Origin of the sequence: Lacticaseibacillus pantheris DSM 15945 = JCM 12539 = NBRC 106106 (assembly GCF_001591865.1) — a bacterium.
GTDB classification, from domain to species: domain Bacteria; phylum Bacillota; class Bacilli; order Lactobacillales; family Lactobacillaceae; genus Lacticaseibacillus; species Lacticaseibacillus pantheris.
In genome coordinates, this window is the sequence record NZ_BCVS01000013.1 from 1 (window position 1) to 9,351 (window position 9,351).

Annotated in this window: 12 protein-coding genes; all 12 read left to right on the forward strand. The window is 52.8% G+C overall.

Translation table 11 applies throughout. The features are described from left to right. Positions 1-708: 708 nt before the first annotated feature. The 12 genes from LPA02S_RS02715 (at position 709) to LPA02S_RS02770 (ending at position 9,122) form a co-directional block, all read left to right on the forward strand. Positions 709-1,239: a YqeG family HAD IIIA-type phosphatase gene (locus tag LPA02S_RS02715; RefSeq protein WP_056956455.1), complete on the forward strand. Its 531-nt coding sequence runs from the start codon at positions 709-711 to the stop codon at positions 1,237-1,239. After that, positions 1,226-2,350, forward strand: coding sequence for a ribosome biogenesis GTPase YqeH (gene yqeH / locus LPA02S_RS02720; protein ID WP_054651734.1), 1,125 nt, complete (start codon positions 1,226-1,228; stop codon positions 2,348-2,350). The genes LPA02S_RS02715 and yqeH overlap by 14 nt, the downstream gene beginning before the upstream one ends. Before the next feature lie 32 nt (positions 2,351-2,382). Continuing rightward, positions 2,383-2,700: a YhbY family RNA-binding protein gene (locus LPA02S_RS02725; RefSeq protein WP_056956454.1), complete on the forward strand. Its 318-nt coding sequence runs from the start codon at positions 2,383-2,385 to the stop codon at positions 2,698-2,700. Between the two features lie 2 nt (positions 2,701-2,702). Continuing rightward, the gene (locus LPA02S_RS02730) at positions 2,703-3,374 is read left to right on the forward strand and encodes a nicotinate-nucleotide adenylyltransferase (RefSeq protein ID WP_056956453.1); all 672 of its coding nucleotides are present in this window, start codon (positions 2,703-2,705) and stop codon (positions 3,372-3,374) included. Continuing rightward, positions 3,361-3,966, forward strand: coding sequence for a bis(5'-nucleosyl)-tetraphosphatase (symmetrical) YqeK (gene yqeK, locus LPA02S_RS02735; RefSeq protein WP_054651736.1), 606 nt, complete (start codon positions 3,361-3,363; stop codon positions 3,964-3,966). The genes LPA02S_RS02730 and yqeK overlap by 14 nt, the downstream gene beginning before the upstream one ends. Continuing rightward, positions 3,963-4,325, forward strand: a complete 363-nt coding sequence (gene rsfS / locus LPA02S_RS02740; protein ID WP_054651738.1) for a ribosome silencing factor — start codon at positions 3,963-3,965, stop codon at positions 4,323-4,325. Before yqeK ends, rsfS begins: the two co-directional genes overlap by 4 nt. Then, positions 4,322-5,065, forward strand: coding sequence for a class I SAM-dependent DNA methyltransferase (locus LPA02S_RS02745; protein WP_056956452.1), 744 nt, complete (start codon positions 4,322-4,324; stop codon positions 5,063-5,065). The genes rsfS and LPA02S_RS02745 overlap by 4 nt, the downstream gene beginning before the upstream one ends. A 43-nt stretch (positions 5,066-5,108) precedes the next feature. Next, positions 5,109-6,272: a nucleotidyltransferase gene (locus tag LPA02S_RS02750; RefSeq protein WP_054651740.1), complete on the forward strand. Its 1,164-nt coding sequence runs from the start codon at positions 5,109-5,111 to the stop codon at positions 6,270-6,272. Next, positions 6,262-6,825 carry a YceD family protein gene (locus LPA02S_RS02755; protein WP_082405524.1) on the forward strand — a complete coding sequence of 188 codons (564 nt, stop codon included), beginning with the start codon at positions 6,262-6,264 and terminating at the stop codon, positions 6,823-6,825. Before LPA02S_RS02750 ends, LPA02S_RS02755 begins: the two co-directional genes overlap by 11 nt. 96 nt (positions 6,826-6,921) lie before the next feature. Continuing rightward, positions 6,922-8,340, forward strand: coding sequence for an NADP-dependent phosphogluconate dehydrogenase (gnd, locus tag LPA02S_RS02760; RefSeq protein ID WP_054651744.1), 1,419 nt, complete (start codon positions 6,922-6,924; stop codon positions 8,338-8,340). Between the two features lie 219 nt (positions 8,341-8,559). Further along, positions 8,560-8,850 carry a hypothetical protein gene (locus LPA02S_RS02765; protein ID WP_054651746.1) on the forward strand — a complete coding sequence of 97 codons (291 nt, stop codon included), beginning with the start codon at positions 8,560-8,562 and terminating at the stop codon, positions 8,848-8,850. Positions 8,851-8,885: 35 nt separating this feature from the next. After that, positions 8,886-9,122, forward strand: a complete 237-nt coding sequence (locus LPA02S_RS02770; protein WP_054651748.1) for a YggT family protein — start codon at positions 8,886-8,888, stop codon at positions 9,120-9,122. The last annotated feature ends 229 nt before the right edge of the window (positions 9,123-9,351 follow it).

A 9,351-nucleotide genomic window follows, 5' to 3' on the forward strand; every position in this document is an offset into this window, starting at 1 on the left:
AACCACGTCTCCGGGCACGACACCTACACCCCAAACTCCACCCGCGGGTTCCCGATAGTTCGCGGTCTCTAATCTCATGATACTGATCCTATACCAATGTTACCCGACCTAACTCGTACTGGAATAAATTCCAGTAATCACGCGAATATGCACTACAGCTTCACTTGGGGCTGTTCTACCAGTTCAATTAGGGTTCTAAGCTCCTTCGTTATCATAAAGATCAACATCTACAGTTGGGCGTGCTGGCGTGGTGGTGGAGGTTGAGCGGCTGGTCCTCGCGGCGGTTGCATGCCCGCAGTTCTGTAGGAGGCGTAGCCGACATACAGAATCAAATTGGCTAGACCGAGCGGGCTTTGCTCGGGCTACGGCAATTCGCGGTAGCCCTGCAAGGGCGAGAGCGTGAGGCTCACAGCACCGGTCGCAGGCACCAGCCGCTCAACCGGAGCCACTACGCCAGTACGACCAGCCACCTGCAACGGTAACCGTGGAGCGGTCCACAAAGTCACAGCACCCCCTACGGCACTCCCACCAAACAGGACTTCAAACCGGGACCATTCTTAACGAAAACTGGACATTCGGGCTCGGCGCCTGACACTGGTATTTGAATATCGCTCCAGTTCGCACTAAGCCCCGTTTTTGGGTATCACTAAGCCCCGTTTTTGGGTATAATGAAGTGATATTTGTAGATATAGACGAGGAGAGTAAATTTTGTCATTATTGACCCCAACCTGGCTGGTGGGTGCAATCTACACCATTAAGCCGACAACTTTGAAAAGCCAGGGTATCAAAGCCGTACTGACTGACCTAGATAACACGCTGATTGCCTGGGATAACCCTGATGGGACCCCACAGTTGCGTGACTGGCTGGCGGCCATGCAGGCGGCGGGCATTATCGTCATGGTAGTGTCGAATAACAATGAACAACGTATTAGTCATGCCCTCAGGCGGTTAGACTTGCCGCACCAAGCGCGGGCGCTCAAGCCGCTACCGGTAGGGATTAATAAGGCGATGAGCCGATTAAAATTACGACCAGAAGAGTGCATTATGGTGGGCGACCAGATTCTGACCGATATGATTGCGGGTAATTTAGCCCGCGTTCGTACGGTGTTGGTCCGGCCCCTGGTGCAAACTGACCAGTGGAATACGCGCATTAACCGCTTCTTTGAGCGATTTATCATGATGGGGATGCGTCTACGAGGACGCTTAGAGTACAAGGAGGATATTGATGCCCGTAGGTAACACGGAAACACTTTACTGCATCGGTTGTGGTGCAGCGTTGCAAACAACTAATCCGCAGGCAGCAGGCTATTTACCAGCTGCACGGTTAGCTAAAGTCACTGACGAGGACGCTGAGGTTTACTGTCAGCGTTGTTTTAGGTTACGTCACTACAATGAAATCCAGCCCGTTGAGTTAACGGACGACGATTTCTTGCGCTTACTGAACACAATCGGTGAGGAGAACGCGCTGATTGTCAACGTCGTCGATATTTTCGATTTCAACGGTAGCGTTATTCCCGGATTACACCGATTTGTTGGCGACAATCCGGTGGTATTGGTGGGTAATAAAGCTGACGTCATGCCGCGGTCCATTAAGCGGGGCCGGGTGCGTAATTGGCTGGAAAGTCAGGCACACAATCAGGGATTACGCCCAGTCTCAACGGTGCTGATGAGTGCAAAGAAGCCGGCGGACATCGAGCGGTTATTGACCGTTATCGACCGGTACCGCGGCGACCGGGACGTCTACTTTGTGGGCGTGACAAACACCGGGAAGTCAACGCTAATTAACGGCATCATCAAGCAAACTAGTGGGGTGCAGGACCTGATCACTACATCCCGTTTTCCCGGTACAACTTTGGACCGCATTCGTATTGCTCTGGATGATGGTCACGGTTTGGTCGACACTCCGGGGATTATTCACCGGCACCAGATGGCGCACTATCTGAGTGATAAGGACTTGAAGTTAGTGGCCCCCACGAAGGAAATTCGTCCCAAGACCTACCAGCTGGAGTCGGGACAGACCCTCTTTTTGGCGGGACTAGCGCGCTTCGACTTTGTGCGTGGACACCGGAGCGGGTTTACCGCGTACGTGGATAATCAGTTGCTGATCCACCGCACCAAGCTGGAGAACGCTGATGACTTTGATACCCGTCAGCGTGGGGCTCTTCTGCAGCCACCGCGCCCAGACGATCTGGCCGATTTTCCGCCGTTGGTGCGCACCGAGTTTACGCCCAAGGAGGATTCAGACTTGGTGTTTGCCGGATTAGGGTGGATTACCGTTCCGGCCGGTGTAACCGTCGCCGGATACGCGCCTGAGGGTGTTGACGTATTGCTACGGCCAGCACTGATTTGACGACAGAACGGAATAAGGGAGTAGCGACAATAATGCTAACAGGAAAACAGAAACATTTTTTGCGTAGCCGTGCGATGACCATGAAGCCTTTGGTCAACGTGGGCAAAAACGGATTATCTGACCACTTGGTGCAGTCGGTGGCGGACGCCGTTGAGTCACGGGAGCTGGTTAAAGTCAGTTTGTTACAAACGTCCGACTACGGGCCTAAGGAGGTTGGCGCGTACTTGCAGCAGGCGCTACCTGGACTTGAAATTGCGCAGACAATCGGCCGGATGGTCGTAGTGTACAAAGTGGCGGCAAATGCTGATAACCGACACCTGTCAGAACAGGTTGACGAACTGGGGCGCTAAATATGACGGCACGGACACAATCAGTAAAATTAACGCAACCAGTTATTAGTGCTGATGTGGTTGCGCAGGTTCGGGCCAAAGTGCTGGGGGATAATCACCGTAAGCAGGTGGGCCTCTTTGGCGGCACCTTCAACCCCGTGCACACGGGGCACCTCGTAATGGCCGATCAGGTTGGTAACCAGTTAGGCCTGGAAAAGGTGTACTTTATGCCTGATGCCACACCGCCCCACGCGGATGCGAAAACTGCGATTGACGCTAAGTATCGGGTGGAGATGCTCCAAGCCGCCATTCACGATAACCCTTTGTTTGGGTTGGAGTTGTGCGAAATTGAGCGTGGTGGCGTTAGTTATACGTACGACACCATGCGGTACCTGCGCGAACAGCACCCCGATACGGATTATTACTTCATCATTGGTGCTGATATGGTCAACTATCTGCCTACCTGGAAGAACATTGAGCAGTTAGCACAAATGGTGCAGTTTGTGGGGGTCAAGCGTCCCGGATACCCACCAGCCAGCAAGTTTCCCGTTCTTTGGGTGGATGCACCGCTATTGGATATTACATCAACGGCTATCCGTCACCGGGTTGCCCACGGACGGAGCATTCGTTACCTAGTTCCGGACTGTGTTGATTCTTATATCCGTAAGGAGGGGTTGTATCTTGACCATGATTAACTACCCAGATTCCTTAACGCACGGATTGTCCCGCGCTGAGATGATTGAACGCATGCACGGACGCCTGAATCAGCCGCGGTTTGACCACTGCGTGCGGGTCGAGGCAACGGCCCGGCAATTAGCGGTCTGCTTTGGGCTAGATGTTGACCGCGCGGGGCTGGCCGGACTGCTACATGACTACGCGAAGCAGGTGCCGGTGGCCGAGTATGAACGGGTCATTAAAACTCACGGGTATAACCCCAAATTACTGCGCTACAACCGGGGAATCTGGCACGGTGTGGTGGGCACGTACTTTATCAAGCGGGAGCTGGGGATTGACGACGAGTTGGTGCTCCAGGCAATTGAGCGGCACACGACTGGTGATCCCCACATGACTGAATTAGATATGACAACGTTTGTGGCCGATTATATTGAACCGTTACGGCACCTACCAGCACAGGTACGGGCGCGGGGCTTGGCTCAAACTAGTCTGAGTAAGGCAACGATTGCCGAATTGCAGGGAACGTTAACGTTTCTGATTAACCGGCAACAGTTGGTTTACCCCAAAACGCTGAAAACTTTTAACGCATTAGTGAATAAGGAGAACAGATGACAGACAGTAAGGCAATTTTGGCAACCGCAGTGAAAGCTGCTGACGACAAGCGCGGCGAGGATATCGTGGCGTTGGATATGAGTAAGGTCAGCTTGTTGGCTGATTATTTCTTAATTGTGACTGGTAACAGCGAACGTCAGGTAATGGCAATCGTTGACAGCATTGAGGACCAGTTGGCTGCTAACGACGTCCATGTCCGTAGCATCGAGGGGCGGAAGGGTTCAAAGTGGATCCTGATGGACTTCGGCGACGTGGTGATTCACGTATTTACGCCAGAAGAACGGCAGCAGTATAACCTAGAACAATTCTGGCAGGATGCACCGTTAGTGGACGTGCAGGAATGGATGGCGGCTGAATGATTTATACCAGTTTTGCGCAGGTGTACGATCACTTGATGGACGATACACTGTATGCGGATTGGTTAGATTACGTTCAGTCACGGGTGACTCCCGCTAACCAGCAACTTTTGGAGCTGGCTGGTGGTAGCGGCACGTTGGCCGTTGCGCTGGCTCAGGCGGGATACGATGTGACCCTGTCTGATTTAAGTGAAGACATGCTGACGTTGGCGGGCCCCAAAATGGACGCTGCGGGGGTAGAATTACCCATTATTCAGGCAGATATGCGCTACCTCGGTGATATTGGGCCGTATGACGTTGTGACCTGCTTTGACGATTCCATCTGCTACATGCCCAACCTTGGGGATGTTCAAACCACGTTCAAGCAGGTAGCCCACGTTCTCAAGCCTGGTGGGCGGTTTATGTTTGATGCTCACTCACTGCACCAGATGGACGACGTTTTCCCTGGTTACATGTACAATTACCAGACTGAGGATTACGCGTTCATGTGGCATAGTTACGCAGGCGAGGTTGAACATTCGGTAGAACATGACCTGACCTTTTTTGTTTATCAAGAAGATCTGGATGCGTACAAGCCGTTTATTGAAACGCATAAGGAGCGGACGTATCCGGTCGCGGATTTTGTGGCGTCCCTGACCGCCGCTGGGTTTGATGACATTCAGGTTACGGCTGACTTTGGCCGACAGGAAGTCACGCCAGAAAGCAAGCGTTGGTTCTTTTCTGCCGTGAAGACGTCCGATTAGCCGGTTTTAAAACCTTTGAATTATGGTATTACGGGGGTATAGGATGCACGCAGTGGGGATGGTTGCTGAATTTAATCCGCTCCATAATGGTCACGTTTACGCGCTTCAGGCTGCGCGTCGGCTTGCGCGCGCGGACGTGGTGGTGGTCGTGATGAGCGGCAACTTTGTGCAACGTGGTGAACCAGCTATCGTCGATAAATGGACGCGGACCCGCATGGCTTTGGCTGCGGGAGCCGATTTGGTGGTGGAGCTGCCCGTCTACGATGCGGTGCAATCGGGTAGTCAGTTTGCGAGTGGCGCGTTGGCGCAACTTGATTCGCTGGGTGTTACTAGTCTGGCGTTTGGAACGGAAGGCCCCGAGTTGGACTACATGGCGTTGGCCCGGAATGTGCAAAGCTTGTTGGGCGAACAGCGTGACGAATTCACCGACTACCGACAGACCTACGCGAGTCAGCTAGCCGCCGCAATCAATCACGAAACGGGTAGCGAGGTGACCGCGCCTAACCAGATGCTGGGATTAAGCTACGCGTTGGCTAACCTAGAATTGAGTCGGCCGCTCCGGTTAATACCGTTCGGTCGGCAAGGCGTGGATCATGATGATCCTGACCTCGGCCCTAGTGGCACGATGGCCAGTGCCAGTGCTGTGCGTAGCCGGATACGGCAGGGGGTAGGGATTGATGCTTTGGTGCCCGCAAGCACACTAGCTGCGCTGGGAGCAGTGCGGACGACATCTTGGCAGCAACTTTGGCCCCTACTCAGATACCGGCTACAAACGGCCGCTCCCGCAGAGCTCACGGTTATCGAGCAAATGGCGGAAGGCCTAGAGCACCGTTTCCAGGCTGCGGTGGGCGACGCAAATGATTTTGCTGACTTTTTGCGGGTGGTTAAGTCTAAGCGGTATACGTACGCGCGGTTGCGGCGGTTGGCCCTAGCGGTTACGCTGAATATGCGGCGCGGTGACGTCATCCGGGCCCGTCATCAGCGTGTGACCCACGTACTGGGGTTCACCGACGCTGGGCGGGCGTACCTGCAACAAGTCAAGAAGCACGTCACGTTACCACTAGTGAGTCGGGTGAGCCGGGACATGCTGGAACCAGACGGCCCGTTCGGACTGATTGGCCGTGCGGATGCTCTGATAACAACGATTACAGGACACGAGCAGAATTACGGGCGCGTGCCCATCATGGAGGACTTAAATGATGCTTAATTGGTCGACTAGCACCTTAACGCAATACCGGGATGAACCCTTTGCTTTCGAAGAAGAGGTGGATCTCAAAAAGGATTTGCAGGCGCGGAACAAAGATATTCTGGACCTGCAGCCCGTGCGGGTAGAGGGTTACGTTTTCTATAGCCGCGGCGACTTTGCCGTCAACGTCACCATCAATACCGCGGTCACTTTACCCTCTACGCGGAGTTTGACCCCAGTGTTGGTCCCGCTGCAGTTTACCTACGATGAAGTCTACCTGACTGACCCCGCCCATGCCGATCAGTATGAAGAAGACGAGCTGTTATTACCGTTGAACACCGACCACCTTGACCTACTGCCTGGCGTGGCGGATAACATCTTGCTGGCAATTCCCACCCGCGTACTGACGGAAGAGGAACAGCAGGCCACATCATTGCCGAGTGGCGATGGTTGGGGGCTCATTACGGACGAGCAATTCCGCGCGCAGCAAGACGCGGAAAAGGAGCGCCGGAACCCCTTTGCGGGACTCGCCGATATGTTTGACGACGATGATGACGACGCTAACAAAAAGTAAAGCTGTCCCGTTGCAATCGGTCGTGATTCTGATACGATAGGGTAAGAATGTTTGCACCGTCTGCGGACGGACTACCTTAGGAGGTAAGCGAAAACTATGGATACACCACAAATTGGCGTTGTTGGTATGGCCGTAATGGGAAAGAACCTCGCACTCAACATTGAGAGTCGCGGTAACACGGTGGCAATATACAACCGTACTGGTTCTAAGACCAAGAAGGTTGTGGACGACCATCCCGACAAGCAACTGGTACCAAGTTACACCGTTGAGGACTTTGTGGCTTCTTTGGAAAAGCCACGGCGCATTATCATGATGGTGAAGGCCGGCAAGCCGACTGACGCCGTTATTGGCGAATTGTTACCATTGCTGGACAAAGGCGACGTGTTGATTGATGGCGGTAACACCTTCTTTGGCGACACGATGCGCCGTAACGCCGAACTGGACAAGTCAGGCATTAACTTTATCGGGATGGGCGTTTCCGGTGGTGAACTGGGTGCCCTCGAAGGACCTTCATTGATGCCAGGTGGTCAGAAGGAAGCGTACGATTTGGTTGCGCCAATTTTGAACCAGATTGCCGCTAAGGCTGAAGACGGCCAGCCATGTGTAACGTACATCGGGCCTAACGGTGCCGGACACTACGTTAAGATGGTGCACAACGGGATTGAATACGGGGACATGGAATTAATCGCCGAGAGTTACAACGTGATGCGTAACCTAGTAGGCATGTCCGTTGATGAAATCGCCGGCGTGTTCAAGGAATGGAGCGAAGGCGAACTGAGCTCATACCTGATCGACATTACCGCCGAGATTTTGACCCGCAAAGACGACCTGGGTTCTGACAAGCCAATTGTTGACTTGATTCTGGATGAGGCCGGCAACAAGGGTACGGGTAAGTGGAGTTCCCAATCCGCCCTTGAACTTGGTGTACCGCAGAGCGTGATTACTGAATCGGTTTATGCCCGTTACATCAGTGCCATGAAGGACGAGCGTGTGGCTGCCAGCAAGGTACTGCCTCAGCCAGTAGGCAACGTTAAGATTGACAAAGCTGCAACCATTGAGATGATTCGTAAGGCGCTATACTTTAGCAAACTGATGAGTTACGCTCAGGGCTTCGAACAGATGCGGGTTGCTAGTGAACATTACGACTGGAACTTGCAGTACGGCGACCTGGCGAAGATCTGGCGTGCTGGTTGCATTATACGCGCCCAGTTCTTGCAGAACATCATGGATGCCTACGACAAGGACGCCGAACTGAAGAACCTGTTGTTCGACGACTACTTCAAAGACATTGCGCGCAACTACCAGGAATCCGTCCGTGACCTCGTGGGCCTCGCAGTCAAGGCTGGGGTTCCCGTACCTGGCTTCTCTGCAGCCATTAGCTACTACGATAGCTATCGTTCTGCGGTACTGCCAGCTAACTTGACGCAGGCTCAGCGTGACTACTTTGGCGCCCACACGTACAACCGTACTGACCGGGAGGGTACTTTCCACTACACGTGGTACACCGAGCAGTAACAACTATTACCAACTAAAGCAAAGCCAGATGGTGTTAGACGGGTATTTCCGCCGACCATCTGGCTTTTCTGTATAAAGAGGAGTAATACCGTGACGCTTACATCTGATTGATGGATGGCAGAACTTGACGGTGTTAGCCAACTTGGTTAAGAATTAAAAAGGTTTATAATATGTTTACTGAAACCACGTTTTAAGTGGTCAATAATGGGGGTTAATCCTGTGTGGATGTATATTGTTGACGTGGTCCTGGTTGTAGAACTTGTCAGTTTGATTACGACGGCTAATCGTCGTCGGCGGGGACAATCTGCCGGTCAAATTGGTCGAGTGGCGCTGGGGGCCTACGTAGTTCTGGGCGTGATGGCGGCTGGTTTTACGGTTTGGACTTGGGTCCAGGTATTCACTAGTAACAATGCCTGGCGGGCGATGCTGGTCGCGGGTGTCTTTGCGGTTGCATTGACGTACGTCTATTGGCTCGTTTTAGGTAAACACGTGTGGCGATTAGCACGGTAAGATATGTCTTGTAGGCAAAAACGGAGGGACAATTATTGTATTTATTACTCAACTTTATTAGTTACCTGCTGTACCTTTACGGACTGGCCTTCCTCATTTACTGTATTATGACTTGGATTCCGGGTGCCACTCGTAGTGCCGCCTTTGGTTGGCTAAGCCGCATCATTGATCCCGCTCTGGGTGCCATTCAAAGGGCATTTCCGCGCTTGGATCCAATGTGGTCGGGTTTAATTTTGTGGCTAGTATTATGGTTGCTTGGAAGAATTATCTAGTAGATTGACAGCAACTGTACTGCATGGGACTAAGAAGCTAGGATCAATAAGTGTTTTGTGATTAATGCCATCCAGGTGGGTGGCATTTTTAATGTCCCCAGCGAGTTACACTCCAGTTTCTGAACGCCCTGCTCCGCTCTGTTTTCATAGTCGAGCTGCGCCCCGCAAAAGCCGCCACATAAGCAGAACCAAACAAGAATCCAAGTGCGGTATTCTCATTTGGCCCCGC

Bases quoted from the DNA above. Each gene is read 5' to 3' on its own strand.
- yqeH (WP_054651734.1), top strand. From the start codon at position 1,226: ATGCCCGTAGGTAACACGGAAACACTTTACTGCATCGGTTGTGGTGCA.
- LPA02S_RS02725 (WP_056956454.1), top strand. From the start codon at position 2,383: ATGCTAACAGGAAAACAGAAACATTTTTTGCGTAGCCGTGCGATGACC.
- LPA02S_RS02730 (WP_056956453.1), top strand. From the start codon at position 2,703: ATGACGGCACGGACACAATCAGTAAAATTAACGCAACCAGTTATTAGT.
- rsfS (WP_054651738.1), top strand. From the start codon at position 3,963: ATGACAGACAGTAAGGCAATTTTGGCAACCGCAGTGAAAGCTGCTGAC.
- LPA02S_RS02745 (WP_056956452.1), top strand. From the start codon at position 4,322: ATGATTTATACCAGTTTTGCGCAGGTGTACGATCACTTGATGGACGAT.
- LPA02S_RS02750 (WP_054651740.1), top strand. From the start codon at position 5,109: ATGCACGCAGTGGGGATGGTTGCTGAATTTAATCCGCTCCATAATGGT.
- LPA02S_RS02755 (WP_082405524.1), top strand. From the start codon at position 6,262: ATGATGCTTAATTGGTCGACTAGCACCTTAACGCAATACCGGGATGAA.
- gnd (WP_054651744.1), top strand. From the start codon at position 6,922: ATGGATACACCACAAATTGGCGTTGTTGGTATGGCCGTAATGGGAAAG.